Here is an 18,018-nt window from a genome sequence, read left to right on the forward strand (position 1 = left end):
TGTTATGAGAATAGGCATAGTCATGATTGTGAAGTTGTTATATTGGTATTAAATGATTTATACGTTTTTTATAGTAAAAATTAGAGACACTTCAATAAAAAGGAATTAAATATGGTACTCTTTAGTTAAGATATTTAAACGAAGACAGGGGAAATGAAGATGGACAAAAAGCTAACGTATTGGCTAGCATCTATTATAGGTGTAGTAGTACTTGCAACTGGTATGACTTATGGAATGTTACAGTTTGCTGAAGTCCCGCTTGGGAGTGAGGACCATGTTTTTGCAGAGGTTAATAAAGAAGACACACTATCGAATGAAGCAGAAGTGAAAGGCTCAAATGCACAACTTCACATTACAGTAACTTCTACTGAAGAAGAAGTGATTTCAGCTATGCATAGCATGACTCATCAAAAAGTAAAAGCGTGTGAAGGAAAGGGAGCAACCCCTATGTCCAAAAAGAATGCAGAGAAAGTAAGAAACATTCTAAACGGAAACAATTTCAAGAATAAAGAAGAGCTATTAGCAATTACTGAAAGATGGGCAAACAGAGATTTTAGTAAAATTTTAGAAGAACATAACTATTTTATTAAACTTCAAGGTGGCAAGATAGGTGAAGCTACAGTAATGGATAAGATAGACGAGAAAGTATTCTGTTTCAATACTTTCGGTGATGATGTAACGGCCGCATTATTTAAATCAGAGGATCTTCAAGCGCTGTAAGGTGTTTTTTCTTTGATATAAAGAAAGCCTCAAGTATTCATATACTTGAGGCTTTTCCAATGGAAAGATAGGAATGATCCGAATTCCTTACATTAAGAACAAAGTGGAATTACTCCTAAACCAATTAATAAAGCTGCAGCAACTGCTGGAATTGGTACAGGAATTTGAATACCTTCTACAAACAAGAAATACTGACCACTTACTATTTTAAAACAAACTAATTGCATGGCTATTCCTCCCTTCTTTTAGAATTAATACATTATATTAATTTATCTATTTATTGTTATAGTTGAATTATTCATTTTTAAAAATATAGTTAATATGTGAATAGTTTTCGAAAGGACCTGCTCAATCAATACGAAAAAACATAAGATGAAACGAATCCATTAAAATACATGAGTGAACCTTAGTTTTCCCCTCTTATCTAAAGGAGGAACTATTATGGGTTATGGTGGTAGTTGTGGCGGTTGTGGCTTCTCGGGAGGCTTTGCTTTATTAGTTGTGTTATTCATTTTATTAATCATCGTTGGAGCTTCTTGCTTCTGCTAAAAACTATTGGAAAAGACACTCATATGGAGTGTCTTTTCTTTCGTGCAAAATGATTCCTGATAATATCCAACTGTATATAGTATACGGTATATTTTTTCCTCATTAGACATATAAAAATGTTGGAGGGATGTTATGAAACTAGTAGGGAAGCACATTTATATTCGGCTTTATAAAACTGCTGATGCTAACGAGTTAGCTAACTTACATATTAGAAATCGCGAATTTTTTCAACGAGTTTGCCCGTTGCTCCCAGAAGTTTTTTATACAGAAGAACATCAAAAAATACGTCTTGAACAAGCTCTAAAAAAGACAGCTGAAGGGCAAGTATACCCTTTCGGAATCTTTTTAAGAGAAAATGATAAACTGATTGGAGACATTTCATTAACTCAAATTGTTAGGGGAGACCTCCAAAGCTGTTATACGGGATTTACTTTAGATAAGGAGCATAATGCAAAGGGCTATACAACAGAGGCTCTTCAACTTGTTGTAGATTTTGCTTTTAGGGAATTAAAGTTACATAGAATTGAAGCAGGAGTGATGCTTGATAATTTAGCATCTATTCGTGTATTAGAAAAAGTGGGATTTAAAAAAGAAGGTATAGCGAAAGAAAATATAAGGATTAATGGCAAATGGACAGATCATCAAATATTAGCTATCATCAACAGCTTGGATGTGTAAGCTTATTTTGATTCCAATAAAGATAATTATGTAAAGGGCTGTCTATATCGACAGCTTATTATATTTTTTGCTTAGCGTGATTTTTTCGGCTAATTCAGTAAAAAACGGAAACTCTGCAACCCACACCAGGATAGGAATGTATAAAAAAATGAATAGCATTATAGGGGTACGGAAACGATTATGGGTTTCAAGGGCCACTCTGAAATTAAATACCACGCTTCGATTTTGATAAGTGTATTTGAGAAACTCTAAATCCTTTAAAATCAATAACTTGTAAGCTTCTCAATAGAGTACACTCTATTGAGAAGGTAAATATGTAATTATGCATATTTATATTTTTTTATTTTAATAGTAATTAAACCTAATATATAATTAAAAAGTTTTTTACGAATTGATAAGGAGATGCGAGTATGAAGAAAACCATAGGACTTATATTATCATTATTTTAATTACTTTCTACCTATGCACCAATGTTTACAGAGGAAGTCGAAGTTTTAAATCAAATAGGCCGCGTCAAAGAGAAAGGAGATTAGTATTATTATGGATCTCTTCAACATAATGCGAATTTTAGACTAAGGGATTTTCAAATTAAAAAACTTGGTTTTACTGTTTATTAAGAAGGTTCCATAAACGGGCTACTACATTTAAAACATGAAACATCTTATGAACTAATTATTGTTTAGACAGAATGACTTAGGTTGTCCTTATGCGAAATATTAGTATGAATAGAAATTTGATAATTATATAAAACGCCGTAAATGAAGGATAAAATAAGTGCTGATTTTGCAATTATATTTTTAAAAATTGAATAGGAGATCTATTATGAATACAATTAAGAAATTATTTTTAAGTTCTGTGATATGTATTTTATTATTCAGTACAGTAGGAACAGCGTATGCAGAACAAAATGGTCAAGTGAATTCATCATCTTTTATTGACGTTCCTAAAACCCACTGGGCATATAAAGAAATGATGTATATGGCTGAAAATAAGATTGTAACAGGATACGGAAATGGATATTTCGGTGCTACGGATCCTATTATTCGCGAACATCTTGCTGCATTCTTGTATCGATATTTAAAACCGCAAGATAGTACCAATAATCCATTTGTTGATATTGGTGATAGCAATTTTAAAAAGGAAATTTTGGCACTTACTGCACGGGGCATATTTAGCGTAAATGTAGAGAAACAATTCAATCCGAAAAATAATATGACGCGTGCTGAAATGGCTGCAGTACTGGTCAGAACATTCGATTTAAAACCGAAAGGGAATTTTGACTTTACGGATATGAAAGGTCATTGGGCTAACGAATATGTCAAAATATTAGCTGGGAATAAAATCACAAATGGTACTGGTGATGGCAATTTTAATCCAAATGGACTTGTCACAAGAGAGCAATTTTCTGTGTTCTTATATAGGACAATCATGGCAACATCAGGTATAAAAAACAATGAATCGGTTGGCTGGGTTGTAGATGGAGAAAAGAAATACTATTATGACAAACCAGGCGTGAAACATACTGGATTATTACGTTCAGGGGAGGATACCTATTTCTTCGATAAAAATGGTAATCTAGCTTCAGGATGGAATACCGTAGACGGAAAGGACTACTATTTTGATACGGTAAGTGGAGCTGCACAAAAAGGATGGTTCTCTCAAACTACCCATTGGTATTATGCAGACGATAACGGTGTGATTCAAAAAGGCAATGTAACCTACAAAGGAAAACAATTCCAATTTGATAGAACAGGTAAAATGGTAAAAGGGTGGATAACAATCCAATCCCTCGACCAAAATATCTACAAATCCAGAACAGTTGTAAGGGGATTTGACCCAATAAAAGTTAGAAAGGATGAAATTCTTGAAGTAGTAGGGGAAGACGGTCCTCTATGGTTTAAGGTGAACTACAATGGTCAAACATACGTTGTGCAAAAATTATTTGCAGTTGTATTTGATCAATCTTTATCCAATAAAATAGATGCAATTCGTCAAGATATTGACGATTTAAAAACTTCTGCTGAATTGATGAAGAAATATTCGGAACGCTTTAAAAAAGCAAAAGAAACTAAAAATGATGATACAGTTATAGTTGAATCAAGTGAACTTGCACAAAGTGTCTCTCAATTACTAACCACACTAAAAAAATCTGAATTGAAGAACACTGTAGATAAAATTTATGAAAAAGAAGCTGATCCAGCTGTAAGAGAAAAATACAATTCTACTATCGCAACTTTAGAGATGATGAATCAGGATTTTGGGAAAATCCATAAATTAATGCTACTAAAAGATAGTATTATGGTTATCGATAAAGTGAATCAGGATTCAGGTAATATTATTCAACAAATTCAACAAGGTAAATATTTGGTACAGCAAGATAAAGCTAACCTTCAAAACTATGTGAATGGTTTAACGGATTATAAAAATAGTATGACATCCTATAAAAAGCAAATGGTAGAATGGTATGCAGATGCTTTAACTGCTGTAACTGAACTCACGATAGCGCTGGTTGACCAAACGAATTTATACTGGCTTACAATCAATGATACATTTGTTGAACCAGCAGAAAAATGGGTTGGCACCTTACCAAAAGGTGAAATTAGTAAATTAGCAGATGGTGTTCGGGACTACGGCCAGCAAGTTACAGCTATGCATGAAGGGTTTAAAAGCAGATTACCTGAATATAAACAAATGGCTTCTGATTTGCGTGTTGTAAATCAAAGTTTCCTTAAATTTGGTGATTCTGTACAGAAGGCTGGGGCATCACTTCATAAACAAGCCGTAATGGCTGATAGACTAATTAATAGTGTTTCAACGCATGTTGCAGAAGCTCAACAAGCATTTCCAACAATACATACAGACATTATGTCTGGTTTAGATGCTGCTAATAACATGATGGATTCTGCTAATAAGATTTCAGGCTACAAAATAGATACGTCTAATGTTGTTAAAAATGTTGGTAATATGGATGGGTTAACAACCCGCCTTAAAGATTTTGGTGTACCACCTGAAAAAATGAAAGAATATCTGGAAGAACAAAAGCGAACGAATGAATTGGGATCGATGGCGCTTGATTTTATTCCAGTTGTTGGACAAATTAAACAAGGTTTACAAATTTATAATGGAAGAGAATTTTTCACAGACAGAAAATATGAGCCGAATGATTATGTATGGGGAACTGTTTCTACAGTTGTAGGTGGCACTCCTAAAGTTATTGGTCGAGTATTTGGTAAATATGGAGAGTTAGAGCAAAAAGCGAAGGATTTAGGAAAAGTATCAAAGGTAACTGAAGAGATTGGATGGAGTATGCCAAGAGGTGGCGGCGTCATTGATGGACGTAAGTACTCTGAACATGCACTTGAAAGAATGGCACCTGATACAGTTCAAGTTCGAGCGGAGCTTACAAAACGAGCACGTGAGCGAGCTGAAAGAAAAGGGTATACATTCGGATCAGATAAATACATGGAAGAATTAAAAAAAGTTGATCCTCGAGGAATGACTCCAAATGTAGTTGAAGATATTATAAAAACGGGCACTCGCAAACCAGGAGACAATCCTGGTACTTGGAAATACGTTAGAGACGAAGGCTACGTAGTTATAAATGATAAAGGTGACGTTATCACAGTTGTTCCCGCAAAGAAAAAAGAATAGAATGAATAGCATAGTAAGTAATCTATGACAAAAAGGTTGAGGAATATTGGATATTAAACATGATAAGTATGAGTTACTAGAAATTTTCGAAAGCGAACCAGAAGATTACTATATTCCAGGTGCAGGTGCGTATCGATATAGTAAAATTGATAAACTTGGATTTGAACTGGTTATGAATATGTTCTATTATGATGCAACAGTTGAATTAATAATGCTATACGAAGACAAACGTATCATAGAAACCAAGATGGAATCAGTGAAAGAAATATATACTCGTAATGATTCACTATACATTCTAGGTACAGAAGAAAACAAAACAATCGAAGTAAAATTCAAGCCACATTTTACAGTTACAATAAATGAGTTTTAAAAACTTGAAATCAATGTTCGTAAATATTCTGCGCATGCTTTAGAAAGAATGGCTCCGGATACAATACAAGTTCGAGCTGAATTAGAGGCACATGCCAAAAGTAGAGGGCTTGTACGTAGTACACAGAAATTTAAAGAATTTGTTAATCCTAGAGGTATCACAACTTCTGTAGTAGATTTTCTGTGCCTTTCCATTGGAAAATCAAGACTGATATAAAAAATGAGTAGAAAAAACAAGGCTCTTACTTCGTGGATACCGCTACAAAGTAAGAGCCTTGTTTCATTATATTTGTTCATACAGTTTTCCTTGTAGTCTTCTGTTTTCATCCTTCAATCGCTTATTCTTTATCAATTTTTCGAACAGGTTGCTCCCAAAAGTTTTTTATACAGAATAACATCAAAAAATACGTCTTGAACAAGCGTTAAAAAAAGAAAGCTGAAGGGCAAGTATACCCTTTTGGAATCTTTTTAAGAGAAAATGATAAAATGAAGATAATATTAGGGAATTGTGAGGATGATTACGTTGCTTACTTTGATAAAATTTGTAGTTAGTTATGCTGCAAGTCTATTTGCTTTTATTTTTGGATGGTTCTTAATTTCATATATTTTTAATCCTAGCTTTATTCACCCAGACGTTTTACAGGGGTTCATAAAAACTATCGTCACTTATGGTAGTATACCAGCTCTTATAGCTTGTCTAATTGGGGAAGTCTTATATAGGAAAATTAAACGATGTCGAGAGTTTCAATTTGGAATTCCTTTATTTATAGGACTAGCAGTTATCTATACACTTATACCATTTCTTTTTCTTTTTAATTTTTCTTTTTCATATTTCTTTGACTTCGTTGCACCTGTTATTATGGGTTCCTTAGCGTTTTATTTAGTACGTAGAAAAATATAATTTTCGTTTTGATCCATTATAATAGCTATCTCTGAATCACTAGTTTCAAAAAAGCCTTCACGCAATGATGATTGCATGAAGGCTTTTGATGTTTTCTTATTTTTTTGTCTCGTTAACCCATGTAATAATGTCTTGGATGACATACTCGGGAACATTAGCAGGAATTTCGTATTCACTAGGAAGACTTAATTCCCCGTCACCCTCCGTGAAGAAATGATTCAATTTCGGGTATTTTTTGAACTGAACATTCCCGCGGTTTGAAAGTCCTTTCTGCCATTTTGTATATTCATCTTTTACTGTTACTTGATAATCGCGTGCTCCTTGCAAAATGAGTAAAGGCTCTTTTCGTGATTTTGCCTCTTCAACTGGACGCCACCTAGAAACATCATACATAAAATGAGGTGACCCAAAATTGTAGCCAGCTGGAGGATGGTCAGGATTGAAAGTAGGATCCTGAATAAAAGCGACTTGTCTTTTTAGTTCATCGATTTCTTCCTTTGGTTTCCCAAGGTATTGATACTGGTCAATGGCAATGTCAGTCAAAGGCCGTGCAGGTGGTGCGAGTAAGATACTTCCTCGGACAAGTGAGGAAGGCGCTTTGCTCAGTATACGTGGCATTGTACCGGCTCCTAGACTATGTCCAAGAATGAAAATATTACTTGGATCAATGCCTTCCTGCTGTGCTGCTGATTTTGCTGCATAGATAGCATCATCTGTAGTATCACGGTCTAACGTAACAGGTTCTGCACTCATCTTTAATACATGTTCTAAGGTACGTTTTTCATAGCGCAACACTGCAATTCCGTTGGATGAAAGGCCCACCGCAAGGTCGCGTAAGATTTTAGTTCCCATATATGTGCTATCGCGATCATGGATGCCAGCACCATGAACAAGAACAACTACGGGCAGCTTTTCACCACGCTTATGTTTCGGAACTGTTAATGTCGCTGGTAACGGATAGGTAGAATTTCCAATGACGATTTCACGTTCTTGATAGGAGTCAGGTTGATCATAGCTAGGATGGGGTATGGTAAAATATTCCTCGGGTGGCCTTTCTCCAATTTCATCTACTTTCCCGCCAGGTGTGAATTTAAGGAGTAGCGGTATGGTAGTTCCTTCGGTAGCTGCTGGAATTTCCACCGTCTGATGGACCGAGTTTCGTTCTTTTATCACGGGGGTTCCCATGCTTTTTATCCCGCTCCAGCCACTTTGTGTCCACCAGTTTTGTAATGTGGTTGCTGTAAATTTGGATTGAAAAGCAGTAGACGTCAACTGTAGTGCCTCTGCATACTTACCTTGCTGGAGATATTCAAAAAATAATGATGTACGCTCCGTTAAAGAGATTAATTTCTTTTCAGCAGATTGTTTCTCACGTGTATCTGCGTGAATAGTTGTTGTAAGCGGGAAAGATGAAACGCCTAAAGAAAAGAGTAGGGTAAAGGTAAGTGCTGATCTTTGTATTTTCTTTTTTTTATTCATGTTTTAACCTCCAATATGTGATGGTAAAAAACAGGTAGGGTAATTAGGGTTCTGGTGCGAAAACTTAAAAATATTTGCAAGCAATCTCCAAAACTTGGACATACTCATATTATTATTCTAAAAAAACGTAGATTTCTTCTCTTGTCACATGCATATTAATCCCAGAAATAATCTTTCTTCCTTCACTTTATATTTTGATTATACGAAACAAAGTTCTCGTTTTTCTTACTTGATACTTACAAATTCCTTAAGTAGGGGATATTTTAAAAATGGATATGTGGCGGTACTCCTATGTTAAGAGATAGCTTAAGGACCGAGGATTATATTGTTTTTATGAAGAGTTGATGTTATGTTTGTTTTGTAACATATGGTGTTTTATGTATGTAGGAGGATTTATTGAAGAAATTATTAATATTGTTTTTATTAGCTACATTTTGTCTACAGATTACAGGATGTTCTAATAAGATGGGTACACTAAGGGAGAAGTCTAAAACTTCAACACCTGTGAAGTCTAAACGCATCAATAAAGGGTGGTACAAACATATGTAATAGTTTGTATCACCCTTTGTTGATGATAGAAGTCATAAAGAAAAGACACCCTAAGGTGCCTTCCTTCGACTTGAACCATCTTAATTTTAATAATATATTGGACTCCCATCCAAATATTATTTTACCATGTTAAGTTGTTTTATTCATTGAGAAATATGCTTTAAATCTATATTTTTAAAAAATATATAGATTTGAACAATATGTATACAAGCCACATATCAAAAAAAAGACACTCTCAAGAGTGCCTCTCCTTAGCAGCCGAATCCGCCGCCCCAACAGCTAGCGCCAACGATGATTAATAAGATGAAGAGCACAACAAGTAAGGCAAATCCGCCGCCGAAACCACAGCCTCCACCACAACTACCTCCATAGCCCATATTAACTCCTCCTTCCATAAAGACCATTTAATAATGGATTTAATTTAATTTATGTTTTTAAGGGTGAATGGAGCAGGTCCTTAAAAAAATAAAAGGATTTTGGAAGTTAAAAAGAGTTGACGACCTTATTTTTGTCACCGGTATTTCGTCTGCTACATATTGTATTTTATTCTGTGTATTGGGGGAAGGAGGATCTTATGGCTAATTCTGAGATGATTTTACGTTTACTTACGGATTTAAAGATTGAACAACAATTGTTGAAAGAACAGTTAGAGAAAATGCAAACAGCTGTGACTATTCTTGAAGAAAAATCAGTGACGCTTAAGGAAAAACCAGCGACTCTTAAAGAAAAAACAATGACTCCTGAAGAAAAACCATCTGTTACAAAGCAAAGAGCTTTTTCTGGACGCCCAACATCTTTTCGTGATTGGAGAGCATCTAGTCAAAAAAATTAGGGAATGTTATGTGAAATGATAAATAAAAAAGTACAGTCTGCTGTAGAAAAGACTGTACTTTTTTATGTCGGTAGAGAATGTTAAGGGAGACGCATTTATTGGCCTATTCCACTTTTAATTGGAGTTCTTTATCTAACTTATCATTATTAATTTTTAAAGTTAATCCTTGCGTGTTTTTCGGTACATCAAATACAATGTTTCCTTCCGAACTTTCATTAGGATTAACAATATTAAATTTGAATGTGGAGATATTTGCAGCTTTAAGTACTGACTGATATTCATTGGAAATGTGATATTCTCTTCCAAATCCATCAATTAATTTAAAGTTGTTAATATCTAGTGTAATGGGTTCTTCTTTACGATTATAAACGGCGATGTCTAATACTTTAAAGACACCTTGTGCTTTAACTTCTCCAGTCCCTAGAACATCTAATGACTCGGCAGATCCCATTGACATGTATACATCAGAGGAATCTACATTGGTAGGAAGTTCTTTTTGCGGATCCTTGCTGCTAAGTTTGTCATTCTCTGTTTTTTTAGAAGTCGCCTGCTCATTTTTCGCAGGCGCATCATGTGAACTGCAAGCCGATGCTCCAAACAAGAATGTGCTACATAATAATGATGCTAATAACTTTTTGTTCATCGTTTGTTTCTTCCTTCCAAAATAGAAGCACTTTTAATGAGTGCTATATATATTTGTCTTTATATGTATTACATTTTATATCTTATTATATTGATTTTGGAAGGAAAAGGGAAAGATTTGTGCGTTTCTCTGATTCGAATTATTTATCTGTCTAAAAGTTGAAATTAAAATGAGCCCCATAAATGATAAACCATTCCACTAACAAAAAACACTAATCCTAAAAATAAAACAATTAAAGCAAGCATTCCATTTTTATTATGTTCCATAAAATTAGCTCCTTTTTCATTTACTTACATACAAAAAGCCTTTAGTCGTAATTATGGCTAAAGGCTTTAATCTTCATACTTTGTAGTTTATAAAAAAGTTGCACTGCTGTATTAATCTGGAATATGATTGTTTAAAGAGAAGGTGATGAGTACATGCAGGAAACAAAACAATTCCCGCTTATATCGGGAAATCTCTCATTAGATTTAGTAAATACAGAGTTAGTTAGGCGTGGACAACGTTATGATTTATTAATAACAGATGAAGATGTATTAGAATGGCTACATGTAATAAAGGTTAATCTTCCTTTTTGGAATGAAAAAACACTTATAGGAATTCAGAAGCGAATGGATCAAGTTACATCTAGCATATTAGAGGTAAGAGAAGTATTGAGAAAACAGTTTGAGGCAATTGCTGATCAGCAAGAAATTTCTAATGATTTTATTACGTATTTAGAAAAACAAATTGAGAAGGCACCATTTACATATAAAATCATTGAACAGCAGCTAGTATCTATCCCAGTTGGAGAAATCGAGGATGTACTCGCATCGTTAATTGCATTTGACGCTTTAACGTTAATAGCAGAAAATAAGCTTATTTCCCTTAAAAGGTGTTCAAATCCTGACTGTGTTTTATTATTTATAGATAAGAGTGGAAAACGAAAATGGTGTTCTATGAAAATATGTGGGAACCGGAAAAAGGTAGCAAAATTTCAGGATCGAAAATTTGAAGAAGTTTAGAGAATCAACTTATAACAGTTGATTCTTTTTTTGTACTTTATAACTAACCCCTTAAATTAATATTTACAGGTTAGTTATGTCGAGTTATAATTGTTGGTAAATAAAGGAGGAGAACGATGGATAATATAACAGCAACTAAGCAGAAAGATCCTCAACCAATAAGTGTACGATATTTTACAAAAATGAAAGGGAAAGGAAGAAGCCCATTACAAGTAAATGTAAAGGACTCTTTAACGGGACTACTAGGGGGATTTTTAACAATTCTTACCTTAACATATTTAACGAGCATAACCTCTACAGAATTATTAATGGCTCCATTTGGTGCGAGTTGTGTATTAGCGTTTGGAGTTTGGAATGCGCCATTATCTCAGCCGCGTAATATTATTGGAGGACATTTGATTTCAACTTTCATTGGTCTATCAATATATCATTTGTTTGGGAATGAATATTGGACAATTGCTTTAGCGGTGGGGATGGCAATAGCCGTTATGATGTTAACAAGAACGACGCATCCTCCGGCAGGCGCCGATCCGATTATCGTTATTTTAGGGGCAAATAGTTGGAGTTATTTAGTAACACCAGTTTTAATTGGCTCCGTTGTTATTGTAGTTATTGCTTTATTTATTAATAATATGAGTAGTAAAAGAAGCTATCCAACTTTTTGGATGTAGTTTGTGAAGTGAAAAATAATTTAAGTGAGTATTCTATTCTTACTATGTTTTATTTTTTATATAGTAAAAGCCTTGGTCGTAATTGCAGCTAATGGCTTGGGTTCTCATACTTTGTAGTTCATAAAGAAAAGACACTTTAAAGTGTCTTCTACAGATTTGAATTATTTAATTCATGTAATTAATATTCGTTAGCATAAAACTCTTTTATTAATTTTATTTCATTTGTATCTGGATTAAACTTAAATATTTTAATTTGATTCGATTCGTCTTTGTATGCAAATGTATTCTCACCAACTTGGGTCATATTGCTGGTGTTTAAAATAGGATCGCTACCGTGATCAGTAATTTCCACAGTTTTCTCCCGGTTCCAGAATGCAATGACAATAATCAAAATGATAAGACATACCCGTATAAAACGTAATTCTCTTGCAACAGGATGTTCCATCTGTTTGTCTCCTTTACTGTTTGATAGAGTGTGTTTATAAAAGAGATAATTCCTAGGAATATAAATAAAAAAGACACCGTAAAGTGTCTTTTTTATTTTAGTTATGCGCATTACTTAATAAGACGCTAGTTCCTCAGTCTGGCTATGAGTAACTATGTAGGGTGATTCCATTATAACATTTTAACCAGTAATGGGTCTATATGGAATTTAATTGTTTTTCTTTTTGATTATTCAGAATGACTTACCGAGTATTTGGATGAGGAAAGCAGTGAGACAGAAGCGACTAAACTTGTTTTAGAAGAGTGTCTTCTTTTTTGTATCATTGTGAGTAAAGTGTAGAGCGATATTTCCCTTTACACGAACATAACGGTATACTATAGTTAAGTTAAGTGAACTTAACTATTAAGCGAAATAAAAGCATGGAGGAATAACGCTATGACTAGAACGTATAAAGAAGTAATTAATGAAATGAACCGAGCTTATAATGAATTCTACATTTTACTATTCCAGGAGTTAAAAGATGAGTTCGGTCTTACAGGACAGCAAGAGAGCATGCTATTTCATATTAATTTAAATGAAAACACGACGGCAAATCACATTGCGACTACTTTTAATGTATCAAAAAGTGCCGTTAGCCAAGTTTTATCGAAATTGGAGAAACAGAAGATGATTTCAAAACAAGTAAACCCTAATAATAAACGGGAGTATTTTCTTACACTTGGTCCAAACGGTAGTAAGTATATAGAGCGGTTGTCTGAGTTAGATGATGTATTAATTGAGAAATATTTTTCTAAAATCGATATAAACGCCCTAGAGCAAATGACAGATACGTTAACGAAAATAAATAAAGTGATATTGGAAGAAAAGCAGAAGGATCTTGATTGTAATGAGTAAGAACTTAGATGAAGCAATTAGTAGAAAGGAGGAGAAGTGCATTATGAGTTTCATACCAAATATGATTACGATAGCAAATTTTGTATGTGGGCTTTTAGCTATTTACGCTCTTTTCGTTCACGATATTTATTTGGGAGCAGTTTTTATTATTACAGGTATGCTGTTTGACTTTTTTGATGGCATGGTCGCTCGGAAACTGGATTCTGTTTCAGAAATTGGTGGAGAGTTGGACTCATTTGCGGATTTAGTTACTTTTGGTGTGGCACCGTCTATTCTTGCATATAGTGTCGCTTTAAAAGATTTGCAGTCTATCGGGATGATATGTGCGCTTGCTTATAGTATTTGCGGAATGCTTCGGCTTGCAAGATTTAACACACAGCAAAGCAAACTCCCGACCTTTATCGGCATGCCGATTCCATTTGCGGCAATGTGTCTCCTCATTTTATGTTTTTTAAAGAATCCAGTTTCCGTGGCGTTTGGTACATGCGCACTCGCTTATTTAATGGTGAGCAAAATCAAATTCCCTCATTTTAAAAAAGATATAGCTGAAAGCTTGAAGCCTGGAAGATTGGACTGATGATACGGAATTACAATGAGAAAGATAAAGGAGAATAACATGATTCGTATGGCACTAAAATCGTTTAACATACAAGTGTATTGTTTGCTAGGCGTAATGTTATTGGGCTGGCTCGTGACACCTTTTTCAGCCCAGTTTGTAGGGATAAGCATTGGCCTTTTGGTGAGTATGTACTGCGCCTGGATTTTAGGAAGGCGTATTGAAAAGTTCGGAGATAGCATTGTAAAAAAAGAAAAAGCACCGATGCTCGGAATGATAAATCGGTTTGCAGCCGCAATACTAGGTGCGATTATTATGTATGAAATTGAACACCATGAATTCATGTGGACATTCGCTGCCGGAATTATGGGTGGGTATTTCTTGGTTATTATTAATTTGGGGTATTACAGTATGAGGGATGCGGAGGAATAAAGTTTCACTTTATTATAAAGAAAAGACACCCATATAAGAGTGTCTTTTCTGATAGTTTTTTAGCAGAAGCAAGAAGCTCCAACGATGATTAATAAAATAAACAGTACAACTAATAAAGCAAATCCTTTGGAAAATAAAAAAAGACATCAATTAAGATGTCTTTTTTTATTTGTAAATTGGTGTTAAGAAGGTAACTTATTGCTTTTAACCTATGAATAATATAACAATCATCGAGTAAGTTTATTATAGCAGTGATAAATAGGATTTTTATATGTAATATTACATATATATAGATTTATTTATGTTTTATTTGTATATTTTAATTGTCTGTTCCTTGTTTTAATTCGTTTAGTTATATTATTTTTTGAGTGCTCCAGCAATGGAGCCTTTTTTTAGTATTCTATTTTGATGATGTTCCATAAAATTAGCACCTTTTAAAGCTGTTTTTATATAAAAAGTCTTTAACTTGTATTTATAGCTAAAGGCTCTGAGTGTCATACTTTATAGTTTATAAAATCTTATAAGAAGAATAACCAGTATTTTATATAGAATTTATCCCACTATTTGCCGGGCTGCCCATAAACGCCCGATTGGTGAGAGCTGATTAAAGTTTCACTGTATAATGTTTTTTATCCAGTTTGGAACTGAAAATGTACTAGCTTGATAATGAAGCTAGGTTATTAGAAGTGAAAAATTTTAGTTTTATTATAATTAATAGAAATGAAAGTAGTGTAAATATAAATCCACTCCAAATAAGTTGATGAATACCTAAGTTTGAAATGAACCAGCCTCCAATAGTTGTTCCTAGAGTAATTCCAAGATTTGAGAATGAAACGAATAGGCTATTACCAAATTCGGGTGCTTCTCTTGCTTCACTTATTAACCATGTTTGACCAACAATTAATCCACCAGCATGCACGATTCCCCAAATGAATACCATAAAAATCATTGGAACAAGATAAGGACCTAAATAATAAACCAATATGTAAACAATAGAATATAAAATAGGGAACGATATTACTGTATTTACTATGCTTCTTTGCAGAAGACTACCAAATAAATGATTGCCTAAAATCATAACTATACCAAATATGAATAGCATGATACTGATGAGCGATCCATTCATGGAAGTTACTTTCGCAAGGTATTCGGCGAAGTAGCTGTATACGGAAAACATGGCTGCAAAAAGGAATGTGACAGTTAAAATATTTAACCATAATCCTGGTTTGCCGAGTATACGAATTTGTTTGCCGAAAGACATTTTTTCTTTAACGGGCATAGAAGGAAGTGAGATTAGTATTCCAATGAATGCAAGGGCGTTAATAAGCGCTCCGAATAAGAAAGCAATTTCTAATGAAAATTGATCTGCAAGGTAAGAGGTTAATGGTACACCTAGTGCAAAGCCAACCGTAATTCCCATGAAAACTTTTGTAACCGCTTGACCACTCTTTTCAGGAGGGACAAGTTTAGCAGCAGTTACAAGAGCGATTGAAAAGAAGAGTGGGTGAAGTGCTGCAGGTAAAATACGAAAAATAAGCATGATTTCAAATTGTGTTGTATAAGCGTAAATTATATTTGAAATAACAAAAACAAAGATTGCTATTAATAAAATTATTTTACGATTAATACTAGAGACGAGCAGAATTAAAAACGGACCAGAAATAGCAACGACTAGTGCGAATATACTTACTAAAAACCCTGCTTGTGCAGTTGAAATGCCAAATTTCTGAGTGATTTGTGGTAATACACCGACAATACCCATCTCGGTAGTAATAATTCCAAACACCCCTATTGCTAGTGTAAGAATAAGTAAAGGACTTACTTTTTTCATTTGTAAAACTCTCCATTCTTCTTATTATTTTGAAAGTGAAATCGATTTATTAACAAGGAAATGAGCATGATTGGATGTCAATAGTAATAGAATTATGTAATGTTAAACACAAACACAGATATCTAAATAACTAGATATGATATGTTAAAAAAGATGCTCCTTTCTATGTTTCTTTCTTTTATAGGTAGCGAAGTTTTAAAAAGAATGTATTGGGCAGCTATATAAAAGCAGAATGTGTGAAAGCAAATAATCAATGGTAGGTTGATTATTTGCTTTTACTTTATAATTCATTTTGAACGTATTCAGAAAACGCTTGTATTGTTTTTTCATTTCGACGATAATATGTCCATTTTCCAATTCGGTCAGAGTCTAGTAGTCCTGCCTTTTTCATAGTTAATAAATAACTAGAAATAACCGATTGGGCTAAGCCAGTTTTAAGCTGAATATCTCCTACACACACTCCAATCTGAAAATTAATCCCTTGTTCTAAATAAGGTTTTTCGTCGAAATGGTTTTCTGGATTTTTTAACCATGATAGAATTTGACATCTTGTTTCATTTGACAATGCTTTATAAATTAATGAAGGTTCCATAAGGATATTATATCTACTTTTACAGATTTGTAAATGGGTTTGTGTGATTTTAAGGGAAGAAGGTATAGTTGATCCCCTCGAATAGGAATAAGGTGCTCTTGATCTGTACCCTTTGTAAAGGACATTTTAAAAAAAGTTAGGCAACCTAAAAAAGATGATTTCTGTATGCAAACAGAAGTCATCTTCTTTAAATTCCATTGATAGCAAGAGTGATTATAGTACGTCATATATTTATTAATTTCATGTTTTAACTGAACAAACGAGTCACATGATTTTATATATGCTTTATCGGTTAAAGTACTACGAGGATTACGTGCAAAAATGATAGTATTGTTAGGTTTAAGCATGTTGTTGCCTAGCTATCAATGGCGGATGCCTAAGAAGAGTAATAATAAAACCAAACTGAAGATTTAAGAAAAATTTTATGTTTACCCCACTCTTTATTTTAAAAGTTTTTCCTATCCTATAAATGAGTTACATCATGAAGGAGACTAAAAAAGACAAAGTCATAGATGAAAATGTAAAGTTAGGGGATTCTACATGGATACAGGAGTTTTGATTAATTATTTGTATACGTATTTTTTTACGATTATTTTTTGTATTGTGTTTCAAATTGGATTTTATTTTAAAGCGAAAAGAAACATATCTATTCGGCATTTTCTATGGGTATATGTTTTTCTATTCTACCTTTCGTTAGTGTATAGGGTGACGCAGATCGCGACTGTATGGGATATAAGTAGATATGAAACGTGGATTCGTGTAAGTCAAATCAATTTGACTCTATTTGATACGGCAGGTAGTACTACGTATCTTTTGAACATCGTACTGTTTATGCCGTTAGGTTTTTTATTACCGATGATTTGGCCGCATTTTAGAAAAATGAAAAACACCGTATGTGCAGGATTCTTTTTTTCATTGGCAATTGAGTTAAATCAATTACTAAATAATAGAATTACAGATATTGATGATTTATTTACGAACACTCTCGGGGCGATTATTGGATATTTATTATATAGAGCTTTTAAAATGATATTAAGAAGAGAGGGGAAAAAGCTTGATACCAACTCTTCTCTAGTTATAAAATACGAGGCTGTTTTTTGTTTAGTGTGTTCATTTGTAGGGGCGATGTTAATTTATCATCCAGCTTTATTTGGAAGACCTGTCATCATTCAGTGAGGTGATTACGAATTTCTTTTGAACGCTCGTGCGATATTTCAATTTG

At 33.8% G+C, this 18,018-nt stretch carries 21 protein-coding genes and 2 pseudogenes; 14 read left to right on the plus strand and 9 right to left on the minus strand.

What is annotated here, in order from left to right; translation table 11 throughout:
- The first annotated feature begins 159 nt into the window (after positions 1-159).
- Complete coding sequence (locus tag MHH27_RS05195) at positions 160-720, plus strand: PRK06770 family protein (protein ID WP_098843166.1); 561 nt, start codon at positions 160-162, stop codon at positions 718-720.
- 92 nt (positions 721-812) lie between these two features.
- Here the strand turns inward: MHH27_RS05195 and MHH27_RS05200 are convergent, their stop codons facing one another.
- Positions 813-947, minus strand: a complete 135-nt coding sequence (locus tag MHH27_RS05200; RefSeq protein ID WP_001177693.1) for a hypothetical protein — start codon at positions 945-947, stop codon at positions 813-815.
- Positions 948-1,161: 214 nt separating this feature from the next.
- On the opposite strand from MHH27_RS05200, the gene MHH27_RS05205 reads away from it, so the two are divergent.
- The 6 genes and pseudogenes from MHH27_RS05205 (at position 1,162) to MHH27_RS05230 (ending at position 6,868) form a co-directional block, all read left to right on the plus strand.
- Entirely contained in the window at positions 1,162-1,269 is a 108-nt protein-coding gene (locus MHH27_RS05205; RefSeq protein ID WP_000540375.1) for a YjcZ family sporulation protein, read from the plus strand.
- 132 nt (positions 1,270-1,401) lie between these two features.
- Entirely contained in the window at positions 1,402-1,947 is a 546-nt protein-coding gene (locus MHH27_RS05210; protein ID WP_340941833.1) for a GNAT family N-acetyltransferase, read from the plus strand.
- An 822-nt stretch (positions 1,948-2,769) separates the two neighbouring features.
- The gene (locus MHH27_RS05215; protein WP_340941835.1) at positions 2,770-5,598 is read left to right on the plus strand and encodes an S-layer homology domain-containing protein; all 2,829 of its coding nucleotides are present in this window, start codon (positions 2,770-2,772) and stop codon (positions 5,596-5,598) included.
- A gap of 46 nt (positions 5,599-5,644) precedes the next feature.
- Positions 5,645-5,968, plus strand: a complete 324-nt coding sequence (locus MHH27_RS05220; protein WP_000351759.1) for a hypothetical protein — start codon at positions 5,645-5,647, stop codon at positions 5,966-5,968.
- Positions 5,969-6,299: 331 nt separating this feature from the next.
- Positions 6,300-6,498 (plus strand): annotated as a pseudogene (locus tag MHH27_RS31980) (GNAT family N-acetyltransferase); the annotation flags it as partial.
- Positions 6,482-6,868, plus strand: coding sequence for a hypothetical protein (locus MHH27_RS05230; protein WP_000631589.1), 387 nt, complete (start codon positions 6,482-6,484; stop codon positions 6,866-6,868). The pseudogene MHH27_RS31980 and the gene MHH27_RS05230, both read left to right, overlap by 17 nt.
- A gap of 96 nt (positions 6,869-6,964) precedes the next feature.
- On the opposite strand, the gene MHH27_RS05235 is transcribed toward MHH27_RS05230, so the two are convergent.
- Positions 6,965-8,347, minus strand: coding sequence for an alpha/beta hydrolase (locus tag MHH27_RS05235; protein WP_098835967.1), 1,383 nt, complete (start codon positions 8,345-8,347; stop codon positions 6,965-6,967).
- A gap of 800 nt (positions 8,348-9,147) precedes the next feature.
- Complete coding sequence (locus MHH27_RS05240; RefSeq protein WP_000540377.1) at positions 9,148-9,273, minus strand: YjcZ family sporulation protein; 126 nt, start codon at positions 9,271-9,273, stop codon at positions 9,148-9,150.
- Between the two features lie 197 nt (positions 9,274-9,470).
- On the opposite strand from MHH27_RS05240, the gene MHH27_RS05245 reads away from it, so the two are divergent.
- Positions 9,471-9,728, plus strand: coding sequence for a hypothetical protein (locus MHH27_RS05245; RefSeq protein WP_000013694.1), 258 nt, complete (start codon positions 9,471-9,473; stop codon positions 9,726-9,728).
- A 103-nt stretch (positions 9,729-9,831) separates the two neighbouring features.
- Here the strand turns inward: MHH27_RS05245 and MHH27_RS05250 are convergent, their stop codons facing one another.
- Complete coding sequence (locus tag MHH27_RS05250; protein ID WP_001035572.1) at positions 9,832-10,371, minus strand: DUF4352 domain-containing protein; 540 nt, start codon at positions 10,369-10,371, stop codon at positions 9,832-9,834.
- Between the two features lie 419 nt (positions 10,372-10,790).
- Between MHH27_RS05250 and MHH27_RS05255 the strand changes: the two genes are divergently transcribed.
- Positions 10,791-11,375, plus strand: a complete 585-nt coding sequence (locus tag MHH27_RS05255; RefSeq protein ID WP_001158435.1) for a CGNR zinc finger domain-containing protein — start codon at positions 10,791-10,793, stop codon at positions 11,373-11,375.
- Positions 11,376-11,491: 116 nt separating this feature from the next.
- Positions 11,492-12,046, plus strand: coding sequence for an HPP family protein (locus MHH27_RS05260; RefSeq protein ID WP_000368844.1), 555 nt, complete (start codon positions 11,492-11,494; stop codon positions 12,044-12,046).
- 178 nt (positions 12,047-12,224) lie between these two features.
- Here the strand turns inward: MHH27_RS05260 and MHH27_RS05265 are convergent, their stop codons facing one another.
- On the minus strand, positions 12,225-12,491 hold the full coding sequence (locus MHH27_RS05265) for a YmzC family protein (protein WP_000400971.1): 267 nt from the start codon (positions 12,489-12,491) through the stop codon (positions 12,225-12,227).
- A 435-nt stretch (positions 12,492-12,926) separates the two neighbouring features.
- On the opposite strand from MHH27_RS05265, the gene MHH27_RS05270 reads away from it, so the two are divergent.
- The 3 genes from MHH27_RS05270 to MHH27_RS05280 are packed head-to-tail and all read left to right on the plus strand — an operon-like array spanning position 12,927 to position 14,373.
- A complete protein-coding gene (locus tag MHH27_RS05270) occupies positions 12,927-13,385 on the plus strand; it encodes a MarR family winged helix-turn-helix transcriptional regulator (protein WP_000198941.1) in 459 nt (152 codons plus the stop codon).
- 43 nt (positions 13,386-13,428) lie between these two features.
- A complete protein-coding gene (pssA, locus tag MHH27_RS05275; RefSeq protein WP_090976700.1) occupies positions 13,429-13,962 on the plus strand; it encodes a CDP-diacylglycerol--serine O-phosphatidyltransferase in 534 nt (177 codons plus the stop codon).
- Positions 13,963-14,001: 39 nt separating this feature from the next.
- Positions 14,002-14,373 carry an ATP synthase subunit I gene (locus MHH27_RS05280; protein ID WP_340944813.1) on the plus strand — a complete coding sequence of 124 codons (372 nt, stop codon included), beginning with the start codon at positions 14,002-14,004 and terminating at the stop codon, positions 14,371-14,373.
- A 59-nt stretch (positions 14,374-14,432) separates the two neighbouring features.
- Here the strand turns inward: MHH27_RS05280 and MHH27_RS05285 are convergent.
- From MHH27_RS05285 to MHH27_RS31985, 4 genes and pseudogenes are all read right to left on the minus strand, one after another.
- Positions 14,433-14,507: pseudogene (locus tag MHH27_RS05285) on the minus strand (YjcZ family sporulation protein); the annotation flags it as partial.
- Positions 14,508-15,028: 521 nt separating this feature from the next.
- Positions 15,029-16,204 (minus strand): MFS transporter, encoded by a 1,176-nt coding sequence (locus MHH27_RS05290; protein ID WP_065228393.1) that lies wholly within the window; start codon positions 16,202-16,204, stop codon positions 15,029-15,031.
- Between the two features lie 280 nt (positions 16,205-16,484).
- Positions 16,485-16,796 (minus strand): ArsR/SmtB family transcription factor, encoded by a 312-nt coding sequence (locus MHH27_RS05295; protein WP_000433732.1) that lies wholly within the window; start codon positions 16,794-16,796, stop codon positions 16,485-16,487.
- Positions 16,781-17,143: an IS3 family transposase gene (locus MHH27_RS31985; RefSeq protein WP_445687420.1), complete on the minus strand. Its 363-nt coding sequence runs from the start codon at positions 17,141-17,143 to the stop codon at positions 16,781-16,783. Before MHH27_RS31985 ends, MHH27_RS05295 begins: the two co-directional genes overlap by 16 nt.
- 193 nt (positions 17,144-17,336) lie before the next feature.
- On the opposite strand from MHH27_RS31985, the gene MHH27_RS05305 reads away from it, so the two are divergent.
- Positions 17,337-17,972 carry a VanZ family protein gene (locus tag MHH27_RS05305; RefSeq protein ID WP_098251248.1) on the plus strand — a complete coding sequence of 212 codons (636 nt, stop codon included), beginning with the start codon at positions 17,337-17,339 and terminating at the stop codon, positions 17,970-17,972.
- Positions 17,973-18,018: the final 46 nt, after the last annotated feature.

It is taken from the genome of Bacillus sp. FSL L8-0152, assembly GCF_038006365.1.
Classification (GTDB): domain Bacteria; phylum Bacillota; class Bacilli; order Bacillales; family Bacillaceae_G; genus Bacillus_A; species Bacillus_A cereus.

What these genes read in the sequence shown, in the direction of transcription:
- MHH27_RS05195 (WP_098843166.1), top strand. Translation starts at nt 160, where the DNA reads ATGGACAAAAAGCTAACGTATTGGCTAGCATCTATTATAGGTGTAGTA.
- MHH27_RS05200 (WP_001177693.1), bottom strand. Translation starts at nt 947, where the DNA reads ATGCAATTAGTTTGTTTTAAAATAGTAAGTGGTCAGTATTTCTTGTTT.
- MHH27_RS05205 (WP_000540375.1), top strand. Translation starts at nt 1,162, where the DNA reads ATGGGTTATGGTGGTAGTTGTGGCGGTTGTGGCTTCTCGGGAGGCTTT.
- MHH27_RS05210 (WP_340941833.1), top strand. Translation starts at nt 1,402, where the DNA reads ATGAAACTAGTAGGGAAGCACATTTATATTCGGCTTTATAAAACTGCT.
- MHH27_RS05215 (WP_340941835.1), top strand. Translation starts at nt 2,770, where the DNA reads ATGAATACAATTAAGAAATTATTTTTAAGTTCTGTGATATGTATTTTA.
- MHH27_RS05230 (WP_000631589.1), top strand. Translation starts at nt 6,482, where the DNA reads ATGATTACGTTGCTTACTTTGATAAAATTTGTAGTTAGTTATGCTGCA.
- MHH27_RS05235 (WP_098835967.1), bottom strand. Translation starts at nt 8,347, where the DNA reads ATGAATAAAAAAAAGAAAATACAAAGATCAGCACTTACCTTTACCCTA.
- MHH27_RS05240 (WP_000540377.1), bottom strand. Translation starts at nt 9,273, where the DNA reads ATGGGCTATGGAGGTAGTTGTGGTGGAGGCTGTGGTTTCGGCGGCGGA.
- MHH27_RS05245 (WP_000013694.1), top strand. Translation starts at nt 9,471, where the DNA reads ATGGCTAATTCTGAGATGATTTTACGTTTACTTACGGATTTAAAGATT.
- MHH27_RS05250 (WP_001035572.1), bottom strand. Translation starts at nt 10,371, where the DNA reads ATGAACAAAAAGTTATTAGCATCATTATTATGTAGCACATTCTTGTTT.
- MHH27_RS05255 (WP_001158435.1), top strand. Translation starts at nt 10,791, where the DNA reads ATGCAGGAAACAAAACAATTCCCGCTTATATCGGGAAATCTCTCATTA.
- MHH27_RS05260 (WP_000368844.1), top strand. Translation starts at nt 11,492, where the DNA reads ATGGATAATATAACAGCAACTAAGCAGAAAGATCCTCAACCAATAAGT.
- MHH27_RS05265 (WP_000400971.1), bottom strand. Translation starts at nt 12,491, where the DNA reads ATGGAACATCCTGTTGCAAGAGAATTACGTTTTATACGGGTATGTCTT.
- MHH27_RS05270 (WP_000198941.1), top strand. Translation starts at nt 12,927, where the DNA reads ATGACTAGAACGTATAAAGAAGTAATTAATGAAATGAACCGAGCTTAT.
- pssA (WP_090976700.1), top strand. Translation starts at nt 13,429, where the DNA reads ATGAGTTTCATACCAAATATGATTACGATAGCAAATTTTGTATGTGGG.
- MHH27_RS05280 (WP_340944813.1), top strand. Translation starts at nt 14,002, where the DNA reads ATGATTCGTATGGCACTAAAATCGTTTAACATACAAGTGTATTGTTTG.
- MHH27_RS05290 (WP_065228393.1), bottom strand. Translation starts at nt 16,204, where the DNA reads ATGAAAAAAGTAAGTCCTTTACTTATTCTTACACTAGCAATAGGGGTG.
- MHH27_RS05295 (WP_000433732.1), bottom strand. Translation starts at nt 16,796, where the DNA reads ATGGAACCTTCATTAATTTATAAAGCATTGTCAAATGAAACAAGATGT.
- MHH27_RS31985 (WP_445687420.1), bottom strand. Translation starts at nt 17,143, where the DNA reads ATGCTTAAACCTAACAATACTATCATTTTTGCACGTAATCCTCGTAGT.
- MHH27_RS05305 (WP_098251248.1), top strand. Translation starts at nt 17,337, where the DNA reads ATGGATACAGGAGTTTTGATTAATTATTTGTATACGTATTTTTTTACG.